This is a genomic window from Clostridium cochlearium, from assembly GCF_900187165.1.
Lineage (GTDB): Bacteria > Bacillota > Clostridia > Clostridiales > Clostridiaceae > Clostridium_G > Clostridium_G cochlearium.
On record NZ_LT906477.1, the window covers coordinates 2,139,089 to 2,161,383 of the forward strand.

The 22,295-nt window shown below is 28.6% G+C and carries 19 protein-coding genes and 1 riboswitch; of the genes, 2 read left to right on the plus strand and 17 right to left on the minus strand.

The window, feature by feature from the left end:
• The first annotated feature begins 45 nt into the window (after positions 1–45).
• The gene (locus CKV72_RS10495) at positions 46–1,134 is read left to right on the plus strand and encodes a PRK06851 family protein (RefSeq protein WP_095178223.1); all 1,089 of its coding nucleotides are present in this window, start codon (positions 46–48) and stop codon (positions 1,132–1,134) included.
• A 21-nt stretch (positions 1,135–1,155) separates the two neighbouring features.
• Here CKV72_RS10495 and CKV72_RS10500 read toward each other — a convergent pair whose 3' ends face one another.
• The 12 genes from CKV72_RS10500 to CKV72_RS10555 all read right to left on the minus strand — a co-directional run bounded on the left by CKV72_RS10500 (position 1,156) and on the right by CKV72_RS10555 (position 16,810).
• Positions 1,156–3,288, minus strand: coding sequence for a HelD family protein (locus CKV72_RS10500; RefSeq protein WP_095178224.1), 2,133 nt, complete (start codon positions 3,286–3,288; stop codon positions 1,156–1,158).
• 37 nt (positions 3,289–3,325) lie between these two features.
• Entirely contained in the window at positions 3,326–5,200 is a 1,875-nt protein-coding gene (ftsH, locus tag CKV72_RS10505) for an ATP-dependent zinc metalloprotease FtsH (protein WP_089863368.1), read from the minus strand.
• Positions 5,201–5,369: 169 nt separating this feature from the next.
• Positions 5,370–6,851: a glycerol kinase GlpK gene (glpK, locus tag CKV72_RS10510; RefSeq protein ID WP_095178225.1), complete on the minus strand. Its 1,482-nt coding sequence runs from the start codon at positions 6,849–6,851 to the stop codon at positions 5,370–5,372.
• Between the two features lie 271 nt (positions 6,852–7,122).
• Entirely contained in the window at positions 7,123–7,830 is a 708-nt protein-coding gene (gene pflA, locus CKV72_RS10515) for a pyruvate formate-lyase-activating protein (protein WP_095178226.1), read from the minus strand.
• A gap of 18 nt (positions 7,831–7,848) precedes the next feature.
• Positions 7,849–10,074 carry a formate C-acetyltransferase gene (gene pflB, locus CKV72_RS10520; protein ID WP_095178227.1) on the minus strand — a complete coding sequence of 742 codons (2,226 nt, stop codon included), beginning with the start codon at positions 10,072–10,074 and terminating at the stop codon, positions 7,849–7,851.
• Positions 10,075–10,125: 51 nt separating this feature from the next.
• A riboswitch (ZMP/ZTP riboswitch) is annotated at positions 10,126–10,208 on the minus strand.
• A 68-nt stretch (positions 10,209–10,276) separates the two neighbouring features.
• Positions 10,277–11,452, minus strand: a complete 1,176-nt coding sequence (locus CKV72_RS10525; protein ID WP_095178228.1) for an NAD(P)-dependent malic enzyme — start codon at positions 11,450–11,452, stop codon at positions 10,277–10,279.
• A gap of 55 nt (positions 11,453–11,507) precedes the next feature.
• A complete protein-coding gene (locus tag CKV72_RS10530) occupies positions 11,508–11,690 on the minus strand; it encodes a hypothetical protein (protein ID WP_089863358.1) in 183 nt (60 codons plus the stop codon).
• Between the two features lie 45 nt (positions 11,691–11,735).
• Complete coding sequence (citS, locus tag CKV72_RS10535) at positions 11,736–13,094, minus strand: citrate/sodium symporter CitS (protein WP_095178229.1); 1,359 nt, start codon at positions 13,092–13,094, stop codon at positions 11,736–11,738.
• A gap of 78 nt (positions 13,095–13,172) precedes the next feature.
• Positions 13,173–14,726 (minus strand): citrate lyase subunit alpha, encoded by a 1,554-nt coding sequence (gene citF / locus CKV72_RS10540; RefSeq protein WP_095178230.1) that lies wholly within the window; start codon positions 14,724–14,726, stop codon positions 13,173–13,175.
• Positions 14,716–15,624 (minus strand): aldolase/citrate lyase family protein, encoded by a 909-nt coding sequence (locus CKV72_RS10545; protein ID WP_176760120.1) that lies wholly within the window; start codon positions 15,622–15,624, stop codon positions 14,716–14,718. The genes citF and CKV72_RS10545 overlap by 11 nt, the downstream gene beginning before the upstream one ends.
• Before the next feature lie 14 nt (positions 15,625–15,638).
• Positions 15,639–15,923: a citrate lyase acyl carrier protein gene (gene citD, locus CKV72_RS10550; protein WP_095178232.1), complete on the minus strand. Its 285-nt coding sequence runs from the start codon at positions 15,921–15,923 to the stop codon at positions 15,639–15,641.
• A gap of 221 nt (positions 15,924–16,144) precedes the next feature.
• Positions 16,145–16,810, minus strand: coding sequence for a GntR family transcriptional regulator (locus CKV72_RS10555; RefSeq protein ID WP_095178233.1), 666 nt, complete (start codon positions 16,808–16,810; stop codon positions 16,145–16,147).
• A gap of 319 nt (positions 16,811–17,129) precedes the next feature.
• Between CKV72_RS10555 and hsp18 the strand changes: the two genes are divergently transcribed.
• Complete coding sequence (hsp18, locus tag CKV72_RS10560) at positions 17,130–17,570, plus strand: heat shock protein Hsp18 (RefSeq protein ID WP_095178234.1); 441 nt, start codon at positions 17,130–17,132, stop codon at positions 17,568–17,570.
• 43 nt (positions 17,571–17,613) lie between these two features.
• Here the strand turns inward: hsp18 and CKV72_RS10565 are convergent, their stop codons facing one another.
• The 5 genes from CKV72_RS10565 to rlmD form a co-directional block, all read right to left on the minus strand.
• Positions 17,614–18,651, minus strand: coding sequence for a hypothetical protein (locus CKV72_RS10565; RefSeq protein ID WP_095178235.1), 1,038 nt, complete (start codon positions 18,649–18,651; stop codon positions 17,614–17,616).
• A gap of 12 nt (positions 18,652–18,663) precedes the next feature.
• Positions 18,664–20,151, minus strand: coding sequence for an MBOAT family O-acyltransferase (locus CKV72_RS10570; protein ID WP_095178236.1), 1,488 nt, complete (start codon positions 20,149–20,151; stop codon positions 18,664–18,666).
• Positions 20,152–20,379: 228 nt separating this feature from the next.
• Positions 20,380–20,607: a diguanylate cyclase domain-containing protein gene (locus tag CKV72_RS10575; RefSeq protein WP_157726568.1), complete on the minus strand. Its 228-nt coding sequence runs from the start codon at positions 20,605–20,607 to the stop codon at positions 20,380–20,382.
• Between the two features lie 2 nt (positions 20,608–20,609).
• Positions 20,610–20,840: a hypothetical protein gene (locus CKV72_RS10580; protein ID WP_095178238.1), complete on the minus strand. Its 231-nt coding sequence runs from the start codon at positions 20,838–20,840 to the stop codon at positions 20,610–20,612.
• Positions 20,841–20,865: 25 nt separating this feature from the next.
• Complete coding sequence (gene rlmD, locus CKV72_RS10585; RefSeq protein ID WP_095178239.1) at positions 20,866–22,233, minus strand: 23S rRNA (uracil(1939)-C(5))-methyltransferase RlmD; 1,368 nt, start codon at positions 22,231–22,233, stop codon at positions 20,866–20,868.
• Between the last annotated feature and the right edge of the window lie 62 nt (positions 22,234–22,295).

Sequence of the window (22,295 nt, forward strand, 5' to 3'; positions counted from 1 at the left end):
ATTATATTACACATAATACATTTAAAACTTAAGGAGTGTGATTCAATGACTAATGAAAGGCATTTCTTTCCTGGAAGTAATTCCGCTAATGGTTTTTACTCTCTATTTAAATATATACTTCCAGTAGACAGAGCAAATAGAATTTTTTATATAAAAGGTGGTCCTGGTACAGGTAAATCTTATTTAATGAAAAAAATAGCAGATTTATTTAATTCAGAAGATTATACTTTAGAGTACTTTCATTGCTCTTCCGATAATGAATCTTTAGATGCCTTAAATATAAAATATTTGAATATAGCTTTAATTGACGGAACTAGCCCTCATATGCAAGATCCTTTATATCCAGGAGCTCTGGATGAAATAATTGATTTTGGTGTTTCTTTAGATAAAGATAAACTGCATTCTCATAAAGATGAAATAATAAAAGTTAACAAAGATATTTCAAGTACTTTTAAAAGGGCTTTTTCTTATTTAAATGCTAGTAAATCCATACATGATAACTGGAGTTATAGAAATAAAGAACATGTAAATAATATGCCACTAAATGCCTTAAAATTAGAATTAAAAAATATGATTTTTAAAAACTATACAGATTATAGCAAATTTGTTCCCTTTAATAGACATCTATTTTCTACAGCATTTACTCCTAACGGAGTTATATCTTATATAGATACACTTTATTCAGATTGTGAAAATATATATATATTAAAAGGTGGTCCTGGTACAGGTAAAAGTGAAATATTAACTTATATACAAACAGAAGCTTTAATCAGAGGTATGACAATAGAAATTTTACATCACCCTTTAATCCCAAATAAAATAGAACATTTGATTCTACCAGAAATAAATACAGCTATATTAACTTCTAATGAAATAAACAATAAAGACTTTAGTGGGTTACAAATTAATACAAATGATTTATTAGATAATAATATAGATTTTTATAGAGATTCCATAAAACAAGATAAAGAAAACTTTCACTTTATGTTAAATGAGGCATTAAATATTCTTTCTAGCTGTAAAAAATTACATGATGATTTAGAAGAATTTTATATAAATAATATAGATTTTAACATAGTGGATGATATCTCTAATGCCGTTATACAGAGAATACTCAATTATAAAAATTCCTAGTAAAATAAAGGAATCTGCTTTTTACACAGATTCCTTTATTTTGTAAACTTTTAGTTCATGCAATGCTCTAGTTGACATAACATACATAATTTTTTCATAGTTTTCATCCTTAATATTACTGTCTATTAATATTACTGCATCAAATTCTAACCCCTTTGCAAAATATGAAGGAACTACACTTTCACCAGAGGTGTATAGAATATCCTCCCTGTTAATAGTTTTTATATATATACTATCCTTTAGCATATCATTTATTTTATTAACTTCCATAGAATTTTTGCATATTATAGCTATACTTTCATATCCTTTTTCTCTAAATACATTTATACTTTTCAGTATTTCTTCTTTTAATTCTTTATAAGTTTTTACTTCCTTTTCTATAACCTTTTCTCCACTTCTTACTAATGGAACTATAAAATCATCTTTTAAATATTTATTAGCATATTTCATTATTTCTTGAGTTGATCTGTAACTTTTATCTAACTTGAAATATTCCATATCTTTAAGATCTAAATATTTATGTAGATTTTCCATAGCTATGTCTTCACTATATGGTATAAGCCTTTGATTCTTATCGCCTAAAACAGTCATAGATGAACATCCTGTTAACTCTTTTATAACCTTAAATTGTAATGCACTGTAATCTTGTGCTTCATCTATAACTACATGTTTAACATCCTTAGGATATTTAATACCTTCTAGTTTTATTCTTAAATATAAAATTGGAGCTAAATCGTCCTGTGTAAGTTCTTTGTTTTCATTAAATTTATTATATAGCTCTAAAACATTAGGATTGTTTAACCAGAAAAGTTCTTTTTTTCTTCTAATTACCTCAGATATTACTTCTCTTATATTGATTCTTCTTTCAAACTCTAATCTTGTTCCATGTAAATTTTTTTCTTCTAGAGTCATGTTATTAAGCTCTTTTTCATATTTTTTTTGTATTTCCCTAACTTTAGCATCTCTGCAATCCTTAATTCTAGAATAAATAACTCTTTTTATTCTATTGCTTCTTTTAAATAAAGGCATAAATTTAAAATCTTTAAACAACATTTCTTCTATTTCATTTTTACTCATGATAACTTCATCGTAAAACTTAATGTCTTGTATTTTAAAATAATATTTTTCTATGTTTTCTATAAATTCATCTAATTTATCTATATATTTAATAGAGTTTTTATATATTATATCTTGTATGAAGGATTCATCGCCATTAGTCATATTTTCCATATAATCTCTAAAGCTCATTATATTTTCTATACCTAATAAACTTAATGCAAACTCTCTGAAAGTAGTTTGTTTTACCCCTACTTCTCCAAGGCTTGGTAATACCATAGATATATAATCTATAAATATATCATTAGGTCCTAATATTAATACTTTATCCTGTAAAACTTCTCTATAATTGTATAGTAAATAAGCTACTCTATGTAAAGCTATAGTTGTTTTACCGCTACCTGCTACACCATCTACTATTATAGTTTTGTTTCTAGGTTGTCTTATTAAATTATCTTGTTCTTCTTGTATTGTCATAATTATATCTTTGAGTTTATCTGCCGTATTGCTACTTAATACCATTTGCAATATATCATCTTTTACATTTAGTTCTGTATCAAATATCCCTAATAGTCTTGCTTTTTTTATTATTAATTGCCTTTTTAAAGATACCTCAGTTTCTATTTTCCCTATGGGAGCATTATAAGACACTTTGCCAATATTTCCAGAGTAAAACAATGCAGATATTGGTGCTCTCCAATCTACTATTAAAGGCGTATAAGAATTTTTTAAAGTAAGTCCAAATCTCCCTATATATATTGTTTCTTCTACTTCATCATCCTTAAATATAACTTTCCCAAAGTAAGGACTAGACGATAATACTGTAAGTTCTTTAAGTCTTTTATCAATAAATTTAAACTCTTCCTCTATAAGAAATTTTTCATGATCAAAATATTCCACTATCTCATCTTCATCATCTTTATATTCATCAAGAAAATTTTTTCTATATTCTGTTATATAATTAATAGTTTGTTTCCTTTGATTCAAATAGTTCAAAATTTCTTGATTGATTATTTTTATGGTTTCTTTTAATTTTTCTTTTTCAAAATTAAATTCTAACTCCTTTTGAATTTCTTTATTCAAATCTAAATCATCCATCTTATCACCAACCTAATGATTATATTTTGTTTTATGTCTATGGCTCCTGGACAACAGTTTCCAAATTTTCAGTTTCTATAGCTTCTTCTTCTACCATTTTCATAAATTCTTCACCAGTTATAGTCTCTTTTTCTAAAAGTGTTTGTGCTATTTTTTCTAGAAGATCTTTATTTTCTTCTAACAATTTTATAGACTTATCATGTGAATTTTTTATTATTTTTAAAACTTCTTCATCTATAATAGCTGATGTTTCATTACTGCAATTTCTAATAGGTCTTCCATCTAAATACCTGTTACTTATAGATTCTAATCCCATCATATCAAATCTTTCAGACATTCCATATATAGTAACCATATTTCTTGCAGTTTCTGTAGCTTTTTCTATATCATTAGATGCTCCTGTAGATATTCTATTAAATTTAACTTCTTCTGCTGCTCTTCCTCCTAACATTACACATATCTTGTCAAGCATTTCTTCTTTAGAAATCAAATACTTTTCTGAATCAGGTAATTGCATAGTATATCCTAATGCTCCCATAGTTCTTGGAACTATAGTTATTTTATGGACTGGATCTGTATTAGGTAAAAGAGCTGCAACTAAAGCATGCCCAACCTCATGGAAAGCTACTATTTTCTTTTCCTCTGGTGACATTATCCTATCTTTCTTCTCTTTTCCTGCTATTATTACTTCAACAGCTTCTTCTAAATCTTCTTGGAAAACTTTATCTCTATTCATTTTTACAGCTCTTAATGCTGCCTCATTTATAATATTTGCTAAGTCAGCACCTACAGCTCCAGGTGTAGATTTAGCTATAGCTGTTAAATTCACATTTTCATCCATTTTTACTTCTTTAGCATGAACCTTTAATATTTCTTCCCTTCCTTTTAAATCTGGTCTATCTACAATAACTCTCCTATCAAATCTTCCTGGTCTTAATAATGCTTTATCCAACACTTCTGGTCTATTAGTAGCTGCCAAAATTACAACACCTTTAGAAGAATCAAAGCCATCCATTTCTGCTAAGAGTTGATTTAAAGTTTGTTCTCTTTCATCATTTCCTGAAACATTTCCCTCTCTGCTTTTTCCTATAGCATCTATCTCATCTATAAAAATTATACATGGCGCTTTTTCTTGAGCCTGTTCAAATAAATCTCTAACTCTTGCAGCTCCCATACCTACAAACATTTCAACAAAGCTTGAGCCGGATATCGAAAAAAATGGTACCTTGGCTTCTCCTGCCACTGCCTTTGCAAGTAAAGTCTTACCTGTTCCTGGAGGGCCTACTAATAAAGCTCCTTTAGGGAGTTTTGCACCTATACCTGTATATTTATCTGAATTATGTAAGAAATCTACTATTTCCATTAAAGATTCTTTTGCTTCTTCTTGACCTGCTACATCTTTAAAAGTAACTCCTGTTTCACTTTCACCGTATATTTTAGCATTATTTTTGCCAAAGGACATTACTCCACTTCCCATTTTTTTACTAAGTTTTGAGAAGAAAATGCGTCCTAAAGCCATAAATATAACAAATAGTAATAACCAATTTACTATGAAATTTTTTAATGGACTATCTTGATCAGGAATTATAGAGTCATATGGAATTTTTGCTTTATCCAATTTTTCTAATAATTGTTCTTCATTGCCCAATCTACCTGTATATAATATTTTCTCATTAAATTTTGTATTTTCTTTTGGATATATTATAATTTTGTCTTTAGCAAATTTTACTTCTTTTACTTGTTGTTCCGTTACCATATTTATAAAATTTGTATATTTTATATTTTTAGTTTGAGTTCTAACAACATAAGCATTAATTAAATATACTACTATAGTTACAGCAATTACATAATAAATAATATATTTAAATTTTTTATCGTCATAGTTAGGGTCCTTTTTATTTTTATTAAACATATTTTTCCTCCATCTTTAAATTTTATTGCTTTAATGATATTCATTATAATAGATTATACCACTTTTAAAATACTATTTATAATTGTTTATATGTACTTTTTGTAAAATCTCATTATTTCAATCAAATATAAAAACCTATGCTTATTAATACATAGGTTTTTAACACTTTTTATATTGTTCTCTTTATAGCTTCTTTCCATCCATCTATAAGAACTTTTCTTTTTTTATCATCAATACTACTTTCAAATTCTTTCTCTATGCCATTGTTCTTTAGAATTTCTTCTTTATTTTCCCAAAATCCCACAGCTAATCCTGCAAAGTATGCTGCACCTAATCCTGCTGTATTTAAAATATTTTTAGGCTTTTCAACTTTACAATCTAATATATCCGATTGAAATTGCATTAAAAAATTATTGGTAGAATATTGACCATCTACTCTCAATTTCTTTAAAACTATACCAGAATCTTCTTCCATAGCTTTTAAAACATCATAGCTTTGATATGCCAATGATTCAATAACTGCTCTTATAAAATGTTCCTTCTTAGTTCCCCTTGTAATTCCTATCACTATGCCTCTGGCTTCTGGGTCCCAATAAGGTGCTCCTAACCCTCCAAAGGCTGGTACCATATACACATTATTAGTATTCTCTACTGCCAATGCATATTTTTCAGCACTGTCCAATGAGTCTATCATTCTTAAATTATCTTTAATCCAATTTATACCTTCTCCAGCCATAAAAACTGAACCTTCTAAAGCGTAAGTAATTTCTCCATCTAATCCCCAAGCTATAGTTGTTATAAGACCTTTTTGTGAATTTATAGGTTTATTTCCTGTATTCATAAGCATAAAACATCCAGTACCATAGGTATTTTTAGCTGACCCTTCTTCGAAAGCAGTTTGTCCAAAAAGAGATGCGTTTTGGTCTCCTGCTATTCCTCCTATAGCAATCTCCTTTCCAAATAAAATACTATCTGTATAACCATAAACATGACTTGATGGTAATACCTCAGGTAAAATAGATTTAGGTATTTGAAAAATCTCTAAAAGTTCCTTATCCCATTGTAGTGTATGAATATTAAACAGCATAGTTCTTGAAGCATTGCTATAGTCAGTTATATGTTTCTCTCCTTTTGTTAGATTCCATATAAGCCAAGAATCCATAGTTCCAAAAGCTAAATTGCCTTTTTCTGCTTCCTCTCTAGCTCCCTCTACATTGTCTAATATCCATTTTATTTTAGTAGCTGAAAAATAAGGATCTAGTACTAATCCTGTTTTTTCTTTTATGACTTCACCATATCCTCTTTTATTAAGTTCTTCGCTGATTTGTACCGTTCTTCTACATTGCCATGCAATGGCATTATACACCGGAATTCCTGTCCTTTTATCCCATACTACTATAGTTTCCCTTTGGTTTGTAATTCCAACAGATGCTATCTTTTCTATTGAAATATTGTGTTTTGCTAATAATTCTGTAATTGCAGAAAATTGACTTGCCCATATATTAACAGGATTATATTCTACCCATCCTAATTTAGGATATATAGGTTCTACATCTCTTGAACTTTCTCCTATGGTTTCACCCTTTTTATTAAATAATATACATTTACATCTTGTACTTCCTTGATCTAATACCATAATATATCGTTCCATATTCATCCCCCTATGTTTTTATGTATTGGGCATAATAGACAAAAAAACCACATAAAAACACTATTTAAAGTATTTTTATATGGTTCTCTTAATCTCTACCAAATTATGAATTTGTATATTTTTATATAGCTACATATATATATGTTATAATTTTTCTTTGATTATTTCAAACTTTAAATATATTCAAATATGTAAACGATTATGCTCTTATTGAAATAGAATGATAGTTCTATTTATTTATACAGTTTTCCTCTTATATACTACTTAACCTCTAAATTTCTACTGAATGTCGTAATTTTTCACAAATATCTTTATCCATAGAATCCAGATGTTTCAAATTATATTCTAATCCTAGCTCTTTATATTTATTTACACCTAAACTATGATAAGGCAATAGCTCTACCTTCTTTACATTTTTTATCTTAGTTAAAAATCTATTTAGTCCCTCCATATTTTCTTTAGTGTCATTTATTCCTGGAACTATAACTTGTCTACACCATACTTCTGTATTAGATTTATTTAGCTTTTCAAGGAAATCATAAAAACATTTAATATCTTTACCTGTAATGTTTTTATACTCTTCTTCTTTGTGATGTTTTATATCTAATATTACTAAGTCCACATATTTTAATATTTCTTCATGATTTCCTTTAGCTACACCAGAAGTATCTAAAACTGTGTGTATACCATTTTCCTTACAACGCTTTAAAAATTCTAATAAAAACTCTCCTTGTATAAGGGGTTCTCCACCTGAGCAAGTAATTCCCCCACCTGATCTTTGAAAATATGGTTTATACCTTATTACTTTTTTAAATAATTCTTCTACTGTAACTTGTTCTCCCCCATTTAAATTCCAAGTATCAGGATTATGACAGTATACACACCTTAAATTACATCCTTGAAAAAACACTACCGTTCTTATTCCAGGTCCATCTACTAGTCCCATGCTTTCTATGGAGTGAATTCTTCCTTTTATCATAATATTCATCCCCTAAATCTACATTTTTTCATGGAATGTTCTCTTTATAACCTCTAATTGTTGTTCTCTTGTAAGTTTTACAAAATTAACAGCGTATCCAGATACTCTTATAGTTAAAGTCGGATAATTATGCGGATTTTCCATTGCATCTATAAGAGTTTCTCTATTTAGTACATTTACATTTAAGTGATGAGCTCCTTGGCCAAAATATCCGTCTAATATATTTATTAAATTGTTTCTCCTTTCATAATCTTCTTTCCCTAAAGCCTCTGGTACTATAGAAAAAGTATTAGAAACGCCATCTTGACAAATTCCTACATAAGGTATTTTCGCCACAGAGTTTAACGAAGCTAAAGCCCCATTTTCATCCCTTCCATGCATTGGATTAGCTCCCGGCGCCAATGCTTCTCCTGCTTTTCTTCCATCTGGAGTAGAACCAGTTTTTTTACCATACATAACATTTGAAGTTATAGTAAGAACAGATAGTGTATGTTCTGCATTTCTATAGGCAGGGGTTTTTCTAAGTTCTTTTATAAATCTTTCAACTACTTCTATTGCAATATCATCAACTCTATCATCATCATTTCCATACTTAGGGAATTCACCTTCCACTTCAAAATCCACTGCTATACCATCTTTTATTATAGGTTTAACCTTTGCATATTTAATTGCACTTAAAGAATCTGCTACTACAGACAATCCTGCTACACCACAAGCTAAAAATCTATGAACATCAGTATCATGAAGGGCCATTAATCCAGCTTCATAAGCATATTTATCATGCATGTAATGTATTATATTTAATGAATTTATATATAAATTTGCCACATATTCTAAAACTTTAAAGTAATTTTCTTTGACCTTATTATAATCTAATACTTCATCATTTAACTTTTTTATATTAGGGACCACTAGTGTTTTCTTTTTCTCATCTATTCCACCATTTATAGCATATAATAAAGCCTTTGCTAAATTACATCTTGCTCCAAAAAATTGCATTTGTTTTCCTATTTTCATAGCTGATACACAACAAGCTATTCCATAATCATCTCCATATATAGGACGCATTATATCGTCATTTTCATATTGTAGTGAATCTGTCTTTATTGACATTTTACTGCAATATTTTTTAAAAGCTTCTGGTAATTTTTCTGACCATAAAATTGTTATATTAGGTTCTGGGGCTGGATTTAAATTTGTTAGTGTATGTATAAATCTATAGGAAGTTTTAGTCACTAGTGTTTCGCCATTTCTACTCATTCCACCTATTGCTTCTGTAACCCAATTAGGATCCCCAGCAAATAGTTCGTTATATTCTGGAGTTCTTAAATGTCTTTCTATCCTTAATTTTATTACAAATTGATCTATTAATTCCTGTGCTTCCTCTTCTGTAATAACTCCATTTTTTAAGTCCCTTTCTATATATATATCTATAAAAGTGCTATTTCTACCAAGAGACATAGCCGCACCATTATTTTCTTTTATACCTGCAAGATATCCAAAGTATATAAATTGTATAGCTTCTTTAGCATTTTTAGCAGGATTAGCTATATCTATTCCATAACTTAATGCCATATTCTTCATTTCATTAAGAGCTCTAATTTGTTCTCTTACTTCTTCTCTTAATCGTATATTTTCTTCTAACATTAATCCTTTTATCTTGGATAAATCTTTTTCCTTTTCTCCAATTAAAAAGTCTATACCATAAAGAGCTATTCTTCTAAAATCTCCTATTATTCTTCCTCTTCCATATGCATCTGGCAATCCAGTCAAAAGCCCCGCCGATCTTGCAACTCTAATTTCTTCTGTATAAGCATCAAATACACCTTGGTTGTGAGTTTTTCTATATTCCGTAAAAATCTTATGTACTTCTGCATCCATTTCGTAACCATATTCTCTTAGGGCTTGTTCCACCATTCTTATGCCGCCAAAAGGATTTATCATTCTCTTAAGTGGTGCATCAGTTTGCAATCCTACAATTATTTCATCTTTTTTATCTATATAACCTGGTTTAAATTTATCTATACCTGAAATTGTCTTGATATCTACATCTAAAATACCTTTTTCTATTTCTTCTATTAAAAGTTTCTCAATTTTTTTCCACAGTCTATTAGTTCTTTCAGTAGCTTTGCATAAAAACTTCTCATCTCCGTAATAGGGAGTATAATTTTTTTGAATAAAGTCTCTTACATTTACTTCCTCTGTCCATATTCCCTTTTCAAATCCTATCCATTCATTTTTCATAAAAAATCCTCCTTATTTATTAATTTTTTGCAAAACAAAAGACCACCTGGACATTTCAGCCCAGGCGGTCGGCAATTCTTCCTTATCGTACTCCCTTGTGGTAAACTCCACTTCCGCCGGTAATACGACAACTTACATTTAATTTTGTGATATAAGATTATCATATAAATTTTACAATGTCAAATTTATAATTTTTTCTACTTTACCTAATTAACTTAAGATTTTTTGCTGTTTCCATAACTTCATTGGCAACTGCATCAGAAACTCCATCTTCAAAAACACTAGGTATTATATATTCTTCATTTAAATCATTATCTTTTATTAAATTTGCAAGACCTTTGGCCGCTGCAATTTTCATATCATCACATATATCTGTAGCTCCAATATTTAAAGCACCCTTAAATATTCCAGGAAATACTAGTACATTATTAATTTGATTTGGAAAATCAGATCTTCCTGTAGCTATTATTCTTGCTCCACCTTTTTTAGCTTCCTGTGGCATTATTTCTGGTACTGGATTGGCTAATGCAAAAACTATACTATCTTTATTCATACTCTTAACCATTTCCTTAGTTAATAGATTACCATCAGAAACCCCAATAAATACATCTTTATTCTTAATTACATCTTCTAATTTCCCTTTTTCAAAATTTCTATTAGTTAATTTAGCAATTTCTTGTTGTGCCTTGTTTAATGAAGTATCTCCTTCAACCAGTGCTCCCTGTAAATCGCATAAGATTATTTCTTTAACTCCTACTTTTATCAGCAGCTTGGCTATTGCAATTCCTGATGCCCCTGCCCCATTAATAACTACTTTTATATCCTTCATATCTTTTTTTAATATTTTCAATGAATTATATAAACCTGCTAATACAGCAATAGAAGTTCCATGTTGATCATCATGATATACTGGAATATTTAATTTTTCTTTTAGCTTGTCTTCAATATAAAAACATTCTGGAGCTTTTATATCCTCAAGATGAATTCCTCCAAATCCTGGTGATATATTTTTAATTGTATTTACTATATCATCAGGGTCCTTGCTATCTATACTAATAGGTACTGCATTTACTCCTCCAAATCTTTTAAGTAATAATGCTTTACCTTCAACCACTGGCAATCCAGCCTCAGGTCCTATATCACCAAGACCTAGAACTGCTGTACCATTAGTTATTACAGCTACTGTTTTTCCTTTGATAGTATATTTATATGCTTTTTCCTTATCATTAGATATTTCTAAACAAGGAGCCGCTATTCCTGGAGTATATGCTAAAGATAAATCCCTTGGAGTTTCTACTGGCATAGTTCCAATTATCTCTAATTTTCCTTTTTTTTCTTCATGAAGCTTTAAAGCCTCCTCTTTTACGTCTAAACTCATATTTTTATTGAATTAGATAGCTAAATATCTAATTCAAATACACCTCCAATCTTATCTAGAAACTGTTAATAAAAGCTATAATTATAAAAGCTATAATAAAATAAATCATTATTTTAATTCTCTCTTTTATATCCTTAAATTTATATACTCTTTTCTTTGACACCATTTCAAAAGCATCACTAAATAGTCCTTCTTTTCTTACTTCCCTAGCTAATTCATTTATTTTATTCTTTAGCATTTTTATAAGCCCCCTAAGAATAAATATCTTTTTATTTATCTAGATTTAAAATAAAACACCAAATATAATACTAGCAATTATTAACATTAATCCACCACCAAGACGAGAGGATATTTGAGCAAATGGCATTAAATCCATACGATCTGCTGCTGTTAATACAGCTATATCTCCTGATCCACCTCTATTAGCCATGCAAAGCCCTGCAGTTATAGATGTTTCAATTGGATAAAATCCTACAAACCATCCAACAACACCTGAACCCAATATAGCTCCTAATACTATAAGTCCTGCTATAATAACGTTTCCAAATGTAAATGCTGCTATTAGTTCACCAATATCTGTTAATGCTATACCAACTCCTACCATAACCACTAGTGTAAACTGTTTCGAAAAAAATCCTTGTAACTTTTTGGTACCTTCTTTTAGTCTAAGAGGTATTAAGTTAGTTACGTTAGCTATAGCAACTAATATTACCATCCATGCAAATCTGTGTATATCTATTTTTAAATTTGTTCCGAATAACGTAAATTCAGGTATTTTTATTAGTTTTGAACATATATTGCCCAATACATAGAAAGAACAAGCTAGTATTAATCCTGCTGCTACTTCTTTAGACTCAATTTTAATTTCTTTCTTTTCTTCTAGTTTAGAAATATCCTCTGCAGTTCTAATTAATTGACCATTTCCATTAAACTTGCTCCCAACATTTGTTTTCCCAAGTTTATTTAACAAAGAAGCAGCTACTATAGCTATTATATTTGCTATAGTTAATATTGATAAAGCAAATGATAACCAAGCTGCTGAATCTCCTCCTGTTACACTAGAATATATTTCACTCATAGGTATAGCCCCTGCACCAGTTCCACCTCCCATTATTGGTAAAACATATTTTGTAGCAATTTCACCAGCAGGTATTCTAAAAATTACGCCTCCTAAAATTCCTAGTAAAAAAGCGCTTAAAACTCCTCCTAATATTGCAGGTATATATCCTAAAAAAGCTTTCATTAATAATTTCTGATTAACCGATAGTATGGATCCTGTTATAAGTACTGCAATAAATAAATCTAAAAAATTAGTTGTTTTCATGAACAATTGTACCGTCTTGACACTTTTTTCTGGTATTATTCCTAAATAAACTAACGCTGCTGATCCTAAAAATGCTAGTATAGGGCCTCCTCCAACATATTCATTCCAAATAGGAATTCTATCACCTATAAATCCAAACAGTATTCCTATTATATAAAGTAATGCAAAAGCCCCCACTATATTATTAGGTAAAAAATTATTTGTCATTGCAAATAGAACTACTACTGCAGCCCCAACAAAAATGTACCATGGCATTCCAAATATATTAAAGACTGGTTTAACTTCTTTAGGTAACTTTGTAACCTTTGTTGTATTCATCTTAATTTTCCTCCCATAACTACCATTTTTTATTAATTACTCTCTTTTTTAATCCCCTCTATAGCCTAATCAATGGCTTTATCTCTTTCTTTTTCTAATTACGTCTATAATACTTCCATCTCTATACTCAACTACGGCCACAACTTCATCAGTAAATTCTATTTCCTTTGGCGTTCCTAGTAATCTTGTCGCCGTTCTTCTAAGTTCTCCCATTGTAACTAATTCAATTCCTGCATTTTTAAACTTTTCTATTAAATCTTCACGTGCTGGATTTACAGCTACTCCATAATCAGTTACTACTACATCAACAGTACTTCCTGGTGTTACAACAGTTGTAACCTTATCTACTATCGTTGATAATCTTCCACGAGTAAGAGGGGCAACTACTATGGACACCTTAGCCATGGCAGCTGTATCACTATGTCCTCCTGATGCTGCTCTAATAACTCCATCAGACCCTGAGATAACATTTACATTAAAATCTGTATCTATTTCTAAGGCACTTAATATAACAAAATCTAATTTATTTACTGCTGCTGATTTGTTAAATGGATTAGCATAAAAATCTGAACTTATTTCAATATGTTTTTCATTTTTACCTATAGATTCTGCTGCAGATAAATCAAAACATTGTACATCAAATATAGTATCTACTAACCCTTCTTCTAATAAATCCACCATTGGTTTAGTTATTCCACCCAGTGCATAACTAAGTTTTATATCCCTTTTCTTAACTTCTTCTTTTACAAATCTAGTAACTGCAAGAGATGCTCCTCCTGAACCTGTTTGCATAGAAAAACCATCTACAAATAATCCTGTGGCTAACATAACTTCTGAAACCTTTTTAGCCATTAATAATTCTTTAGGATTAGACGTAAATCTAGTAGCACCAGACATTATTCCTTTTGGATCTCCAATTTCATCTACTACTACTACATAATCTACTAATGTTTGTGAAATACTTTGAGGAAAATTAGGATAATCTACTAATGTATCTGTAACAACTATAACTTTATCAGCATATTCAGCATCCACTTTTGCATACCCTAAGGAACCACATATAGATTTTCCTTTAACTCCATTAGCATTTCCCATACAATCTGAAGAAGATGCTGCTATAAATGCTATATCTATCTTTAGCTCTCCTTCACATATAGCTCTAGCTCTTCCACCATGTGAACGTATTACTGCTGGCTTATCCTTTAATATTCCTTCAGATATTTCAGTAGCTAATCTACCTCTCAATCCACTGGTTTCTATTCTAGTAACTACTCCACTTTTAATATATTTAACAAGATTTTCATGGGCACTTGTTAAAGAACTTGATGCTATTCTTAGGTCTTTAATACCCATTTGAGCCAAAATTTCTACCACCTTCATAATTAATTTATCTCCCGCTCTAAAATGATGGTGGAAGGAAATTGTCATTCCATCTTTTATACCTGCATTTTTTATTGCCTCTTCTAAAGTATCAACTACTTTAGTTCTTTTTACCTTATTCTTTAAATTTAACCCTTCATTATTATTTAAAGTTTCTTTTGGATGGTACGCAAATGCCTCAACATAAGGTTTCCTATTTTCATATCCACTTATATTTTTTAATAAATTTTCATCCACTCTCTTATGCTTCATCACAATTACCTCCTACTTTAACACCAGCAGCTTTAGCTAATGCTAAAACATGATTTGCTCTGTCTATTATAGGCTTGTCTATCATTTTTCCATCTACAGTAAATACACCTTTATTTTCTCTAATAGCCTCTTCAGTTGCCATTACTACTTTATATGCTTTATCAATTTCTTTTTTTGATGGTGTATAAACTGAATGAACAAGTTCAATTTGTCTTGGATGTATTAATGATTTACCATCAAAACCTAATTGTTTTATAAGTTTTGCTTCCTTTAAAAATCCTTCATCATTGTGTATATCTGAATATACTGAATCTAATGCTGAAATGCCAGCTGCCCTAGCTGCCATTGCTATAATACCTCTTGCTGTTAACATTTCAATTCCTTCAGGAGATCTGTTGGTTTTCATACTAGTTACAAAATCTTCTCCTCCTATAGCCATCCCAATAAGTCTTTCAGAAGAAGTAGCAATTTGATATGCATTTAATACACCTAAAGGTGATTCAATAGCTACCATTATCTTTGTAGTACCAACTTCTATACCATTTTCTTTTTCTATTCTTTCAATGTGTCTTTCAACTTCAAATACATCCTCTGGTGTTTCTGTTTTAGGAATTCTAATTATATCTGGTTGAGCTAAAACTATAGCCTCTAAATCTTTAAGTCCATATTCAGTATCTAATCCATTTATTCTAACTACAGTTTCTAAATTTATTTCTTTGTAGTAGTCTCCAAATTTCTTTAACATATTATATACTAAAAAACGTGCTGAATCTTTTTCAGTAATTGAAATTGAATCTTCTAAGTCAAACATAACTGAATCTGGTTTATATATTTGTACATCTCTAATTAAACCTGGATTATTTCCAGGAACAAATAGCATTGATCGTCTAAGTTTCATTAACTCTTCCTCCTTTATATCCATTTAAACTCTGTTGATTGAGCTGATCTATATACTGCGGTTTGAACCCTGCTTACAATTACTGGATCTATTGCTCCTTTATCATTAGCAAATACTTTCGCATTTTTAACTCCTAATGATTCTAAAGTTTCTTTAATAACTTTTTCTATTTGCTCTCCAAATTGAGCCATAACAACACTATTCAATTTAATATCTAATCCATCATTATCTGGATCTATTACTATCTGTATATCATTGGATTCCAAAGTTCCTGCTTTAGCCACTACCTTAAGTTCCATATAAAATCCTCCTTTTTATATTCTATTGTATACAATTTATAGTAATTGTATACCATCACTAACTATTGTATACCATTACTGCTAAAATATCAATATATTTTATACAAAGTTTATTCAATTAAGAAAATTTTCTTTTACTAAATTTCCAAAATATAAAAACACCTAAATTTTAACAGTATACTGTTAAAATTTAGGTGTTTTTATATTAAGATAATAATAATTTATTCTTTTCTCATAAAAGCATTTTTAGCATTTATAACATGATCTCTTGCCAACTTTTCTGCTAAAACTTCATCTCCTTTTTCTATTGCCTCAACTATACTATTATGCTCTAAGAGTGCTTTTTCTCTTCTAACTTCGTTGGACAATGTTACTTTTCTCATACTTTTTAAATATTCATATATATATTCTAAATTAGATACAAGCCGTTTATTTTTAGAAGCATCTAGTATTATCCTATTATATTCATTATGAGATTTTATATATTTGTCAGTATCATTTTCATTAATAGATTTCCGCATTATTTTAATTATCTCTTTTAATCTGAATATTTCTTTTCTAGAAATATTTAGACAAGCTCCTCTAACTGCTAAGCCTTCAAGTACTTCTCTTATGTCATAAATCTCCATAATATCTTCTTTACTAATACCTTTTACTAAAGTTCCTTTTCTAGCAATATTTATAGCTAAACCTTCAATTTCTAATTGGCGTAAAGCTTCTCTTACTGGTGTTCTACTAACTCCCATACTTTTAGCTATATTGTTTTCAACTAGCCTATCTCCTTCTTTAAGTTTTTTATCAAAAATAGCCGCTCTAAGTTCTTCTAGAATAATTTCTCTTGCAGGTCTTGGATCATTAGTATCAATCTTCTTAAAAATTTCTTCCATAATTCAACATCCTTAATTATTATATTTTGATTAATTTACTATATATGTATTCATAAATAATTATATAGTTTTAACTACTTTTATTCAATTTTAATAATTAAAATCTTTAACAACAATTAAATTAATTTTATATTGTTGAATATAATTTACTTTATTATTAAATAATAATATTGTGTAATAATATATAAATAATTTCTGAACATTTATATATTTAGACTTTGACTTTCTTTTACCTTGATGTTATAATATATTCACAAGGTAAAAGAAAACCATTAATTTAACATTATATTTTATATAAAATATATAGGAGGTTGGTATAATGTTTGATATGATTCCATTTAGAAGAAATAATCCTATGAAAAGAGGTGCTTACTTCGACGACTTCTTTGATAATTTCTTTAATAATGATTTCTTAGTACCTATTAAATTTCCTAAAAATGATTTTCGAGCAGATTTAAAAGAAACTGATGATGAATATATAATTGAAGCAGATTTACCTGGAATCTCAAAGGATGCTGTTAAAGTAAATTATTCTAATAATAATATTATAATTTCAGCTAAAAGAGAAGATATAGTAGAAGATAAACATGAAAATTATATAAGACGCGAAAGAAGCTATGGAGAATTCAAAAGAGCTTTTTACGTAGATAATGTAGATGAAAATAATATAAGAGCTTCTTTTAATGATGGGGTATTAAAAATAAATCTACCTAAACTAGAAAAAGATAAAAAAATTGGAAAACAAATTGAAATTGAATAAAAATAATGGAGTCATCAAAACATAGATGACTCCATTATTTTTATTATTGCTCCTGCTTTTCTAAATATAAATTGTAATCTTTATTCCACTGATCATATTTTTTATCTTTTCTATGATCCGTCAAATTAAAATTTTTCTTCAAAAACCTACCAAAGTGCATCGTTACTTTATTTGAGCCCCAAATATTCATATGACCATTATTAAACATATCAGCTTTAAAATTAAACCCTATTTCATCTAATATATTGCAATAATTTATAAATGGAATATTATTATCTGCTGCAATTTTTTCTACTGTATTAAACATTTTTGCAGGATCTTTATGCCAGTTTTTAGCATTAGCTGTACTAGTATAATCATGCGGAGCATTAATAAATACCAATTTGAATCCTTCTTTTTTAGATAGCTCAATAATTTTATATAAATATTTTTCTGACTTAGGAGGAAGTTTTGCTTTTTCTTTAGTTGATAAATCCGATAAATTATCCTTACCATATCTTTCAGTACCAGCAGCAAATCCTTTTGCATAGTAGCTTTCTGATGTATCAAATTTAAAATCTTCTTTTGTTAGTTCCTTCCACCTATAGTGATATTTAATAATTGGAAAAATATACTCTGCCCATTGAGTTTTAGGTGTACTATTAATAATTGCCTCTATTTTATTTTGGGAAAATTTCATATTATCAAGTACATATCTAATGTATCCTTCCTGTCCAAACTCCCATATATTGCCTAAGTAATATAAGTCTATCACAACAATTGGATTATTATGATTTTTTAAAATCTCTTTTAATAAATAATAAGTTACATCTATAGGTTGACCCCCTGTTCCATAATTAAAGCTAGTTATACCATATTCATTCCATAACACATTTGGATTAATAGAACTATTCATATGACTTGATCCTAATAAAACCACATCATATTCATCACCAATATGTTTATATAAACCTTCAGTCAATTTAGCCCTATGTCCCGTTTTTATTATAAATATAGAATTGATAATAGATACTATAAACATACATATTATAACAAAAATTATAGCTTTTATGGTTCCTTTTAAAATACCTTTTTCTTTCATAAATATCCTCTCCTAGAACTGAAAATATATAAATTGCTGAGCATTGTATCCTGGACCATATATGCCAAATATTAAAATTGCTATAATAGCAATAAAATACATGGACCATCTAAATACTATATTCCTATTAGCTAATGTATTACGTACATTATTATTGACTTGTAAAATATCTACTATTAAAACTATTAATATTCCTAAAATTGCTATTTTAAAGTCTTTTTCATCTAAGCCTAATTCATAAATTCTACCGGATGCAAATATACCTGGATTGAAATACAACATATTCCTAATTATTGTTTTAGATAAAGTAAAGGACCCTGCTCTAAAGAAAATCCATGCAAAATCCACCAGTATAAAAGTTATTATAATTTTTATTAGTTTTAAACCTTTTGAATTGGGTTTAATTTTAAAAGTACTTATTATTTTTTCTTTTAAAGGCTTTAAAATGTCTCCTACTACTATGTATATTCCATGTAATCCGCCCCAAATAATAAAATTTATAGCTGCTCCATGCCATAATCCACTTATTAAAAATACAATCATGGTATTAAAGTAATTTCTTAATTTACTACGTCTATTTCCACCTAAAGGTATATATAAATAATCTTTAAACCAGGCTCCAAGAGTAATATGCCATCTTCTCCAAAATTCTTTTATAGATTTTGAAAAATAGGGCTGTTTAAAATTTATAGATAGCTCAAATCCCATAACCTCAGCAGCTCCTCTTGCTATATTAGAATAAGATGCAAAATCACAATATATCTGAAGTGCAAAAAATATAGTTGCTATAACTATTTCTAATCCTCTATAATTCTGTGGAGCATTATATACATTGTTAACCAATATGGCTAATCTATCAGCAATTAATATTTTTTGAAAAAAGCCCCACAACATTAGAAGTAGCCCGTCTTTTACTCTATAATAATCAAAGTAATGCTTTTCATTAAATTGATGCAGTAAATCCTTTGATCTTTCTATTGGACCTGCAACCAATTGGGGGAAAAATGATACAAACAAAGCGTATTTTCCTAAATTCCTCTCAGCTTTAACATCTTTTCTATATACATCTACAGTATAACTAAGAGCTTGAAAAGTATAAAAAGATATACCAACTGGTAGTAAGAAATCAAATTTAGATACATTAAATGATATGTTAACTGCAGAAAGTACCCTTGTAAGTGTTGCAGTAAAAAAATTATAATATTTAAATAGAAATAAAATACCTAAATTAATAAAAAAACTAGTAAAAACCCAAAACTTTTTAAGTTTAATTGCTTTTTTATTATTATTTATTTTGTCTGCCTTATATATTAATATACCAGTTATGTATGTAACTATTGTAGATGTACCAATTAATATTGCATATTTGGGATTCCAACTCATATAAAAATAATAACTACTTATAAGTAACCAAATCCACCTAAATTTATGTGGTATTATATAATATAATATTATAACAATAGGAAAAAAAAACAGAAAATGAATTGAATTAAATAGCAAAACTTCATTCTCCTTTCTAAAACTACTTTATATCTATCCAATTATATTATTATATACCTAAATTAAATATAAATTGTTAATAAATAGTAAATTGTAAATTCACCTTTCAAACATAAATAAATTACATTCATTTGTGTTTATATAAAAAAAACCATACCGAAGTACGGCTTATTATTTTTTATGATAACATTTTCAAATATAAATTTACATCTGTCTTGTATGTATAATTTAATAATGAGCACATCTATTTCCACCTACATTTTTAACATTGTACATAGCTTTATCTGCTTTTGATATAAGTTCATCAATATTCTCACCATCTCTTGGATAAAAGCTAGTTCCTATACTCAAAGATATATTTATATCTATATCCTCAATATTAACTTTATTAATTGCATTTGCAATTCTTAAAGATATTATCTCATAATTATTATAATCCTTTATATCAGGTAACAATATTAAAAACTCATATAATTCTCAATGCATTCATTGTTCTGGCTTATACAAAGGTTTATAAATTTTCTCATCTTCTCAGCAGGAAATATTAAATTTGCTTGTCCTGTTATCTTTTCTTCAAAGGTAATAGATGATATCATTAGTGTTCCTTTAAGAGTTTTATAAAATCCTTTTTCTACATTATTACATACAAAATTTCCGCATAATTTCAATTTGTGTATATTTCTTAGCATTAATTCTCATTTATGTATTCAAATATTAAAATTTCTCCAATAAAACCACATTTTCCACATGGTATGTGTTGGAAAACATGTCTACGGGTTGTACTCTTATGGTTTTATAACCTAACTTTTCTAAAACGCCTAAATCTCTGGCCAAAGTTGCAGGATCACAGGATACATAAACTATTTTTTCTGGTGACATATTTGCCATAGCTTCTAGAAGAGATTTTTCACAACCTTTTCTTGGAGGATCTACTACAACTACATCTGCTTTTATTCCCTTTTCTATTAATTCAGGTATTACTTGTTCAGATTCGCCTACTATAAAATCCACATTATCCACATTATTTTCCTTAGCATTTAATTTTGCACTTTCTATGGCTTCAGCTACTATTTCCACTCCATATACTTTTTTAGCCTTTTGAGATAAAAATAAAGATATAGTACCTGTTCCACAGTAAGCATCAAATACAACTTCATTACCTTTTAAGTCTGCATATTCTAATGCTTTATTATAAAGTACTTCTGTTTGTATTGGATTTACTTGAAAAAAAGATAATGGTGTTATTGCAAATTTAAAATTTGCTATGTAATCTATTATTTTATCCTTTCCCCAAAGCACAATAGATTCTTTCCCTAATACTACATTTGTCTTTTGGGAGTTTATGTTTTGAATAATACTTACAACTCCTTGTAAATTCTCAATAAGTTTATTTATTAGCTCTTCCTTATGAGGTAAATTTTTATCTTTAGTTACCAATACCACCATAACTTCACCGGTTTTAAAAGCTGTTCGCACCATTATATGTCTTAGATTTCCTTTATGTTCTTTTTCATTATATATAGGTACATTAAATTTTTCTATCCACTCTCTTAATATTTTTATAATATCATCTGCTTTTTCATCTTGTATAAGACAGGTTTTTAAATCTATTATATTATGACTTCTTGGAGCATAAAATCCTATACTAACTTTTTCATTTTCTTTCCCAATGGGAAGTTGAACTTTATTTCTATATCTATATGGATTTTTCATACCTAATACTGCTTCTACCTCTACGTCTATACCGCCCAATCTTAAAAGAGCATCTTTTACCTTTTGTCTTTTAAAATTCAATTGTTCTTTATAACTCATATGTTGTAATTGGCACCCACCACATCTTGTATAAATATCACAAATTGGCTTCACTCTTTCTTCAGAAGCTATAATTATATTTAATAATTTTCCTACTGCATAATTTTTATTTACTTTTATTATATTTACTTCTACTTCCTCACCTAAAATAGCACCGGGTATAAAGATAGTAAAATTATCTATCTTTCCTATGCCTTCACCTTTTGTTCCCATACCTGTTATGGATACTCTGTATATATTATTCTTCTTTACTGGTATATCTTTTTTCATTTAATCACCTTTATAATTTATTTTTAAATCCTTATTAATTTTATCATATTTATAGATATTTC

Excerpts from the sequence above, each read along its gene's own strand:
- citD (WP_095178232.1), bottom strand. The coding sequence starts at position 15,923 with ATGGAACTTAAGGTAGTGGCTAAAGCAGGAACTTTGGAATCCAATGAT.
- CKV72_RS10555 (WP_095178233.1), bottom strand. The coding sequence starts at position 16,810 with ATGGAAGAAATTTTTAAGAAGATTGATACTAATGATCCAAGACCTGCA.
- CKV72_RS10580 (WP_095178238.1), bottom strand. The coding sequence starts at position 20,840 with ATGCTAAGAAATATACACAAATTGAAATTATGCGGAAATTTTGTATGT.
- CKV72_RS10545 (WP_176760120.1), bottom strand. The coding sequence starts at position 15,624 with ATGAAACTTAGACGATCAATGCTATTTGTTCCTGGAAATAATCCAGGT.
- citS (WP_095178229.1), bottom strand. The coding sequence starts at position 13,094 with ATGAATACAACAAAGGTTACAAAGTTACCTAAAGAAGTTAAACCAGTC.
- pflB (WP_095178227.1), bottom strand. The coding sequence starts at position 10,074 with ATGAAAAATGAATGGATAGGATTTGAAAAGGGAATATGGACAGAGGAA.
- citF (WP_095178230.1), bottom strand. The coding sequence starts at position 14,726 with ATGAAGCATAAGAGAGTGGATGAAAATTTATTAAAAAATATAAGTGGA.
- rlmD (WP_095178239.1), bottom strand. The coding sequence starts at position 22,233 with ATGAAAAAAGATATACCAGTAAAGAAGAATAATATATACAGAGTATCC.
- hsp18 (WP_095178234.1), top strand. The coding sequence starts at position 17,130 with ATGTTTGATATGATTCCATTTAGAAGAAATAATCCTATGAAAAGAGGT.
- pflA (WP_095178226.1), bottom strand. The coding sequence starts at position 7,830 with ATGATAAAAGGAAGAATTCACTCCATAGAAAGCATGGGACTAGTAGAT.
- glpK (WP_095178225.1), bottom strand. The coding sequence starts at position 6,851 with ATGGAACGATATATTATGGTATTAGATCAAGGAAGTACAAGATGTAAA.
- CKV72_RS10500 (WP_095178224.1), bottom strand. The coding sequence starts at position 3,288 with ATGGATGATTTAGATTTGAATAAAGAAATTCAAAAGGAGTTAGAATTT.
- ftsH (WP_089863368.1), bottom strand. The coding sequence starts at position 5,200 with ATGTTTAATAAAAATAAAAAGGACCCTAACTATGACGATAAAAAATTT.
- CKV72_RS10525 (WP_095178228.1), bottom strand. The coding sequence starts at position 11,452 with ATGAGTTTAGACGTAAAAGAGGAGGCTTTAAAGCTTCATGAAGAAAAA.
- CKV72_RS10565 (WP_095178235.1), bottom strand. The coding sequence starts at position 18,651 with ATGAAAGAAAAAGGTATTTTAAAAGGAACCATAAAAGCTATAATTTTT.
- CKV72_RS10495 (WP_095178223.1), top strand. The coding sequence starts at position 46 with ATGACTAATGAAAGGCATTTCTTTCCTGGAAGTAATTCCGCTAATGGT.
- CKV72_RS10530 (WP_089863358.1), bottom strand. The coding sequence starts at position 11,690 with ATGCTAAAGAATAAAATAAATGAATTAGCTAGGGAAGTAAGAAAAGAA.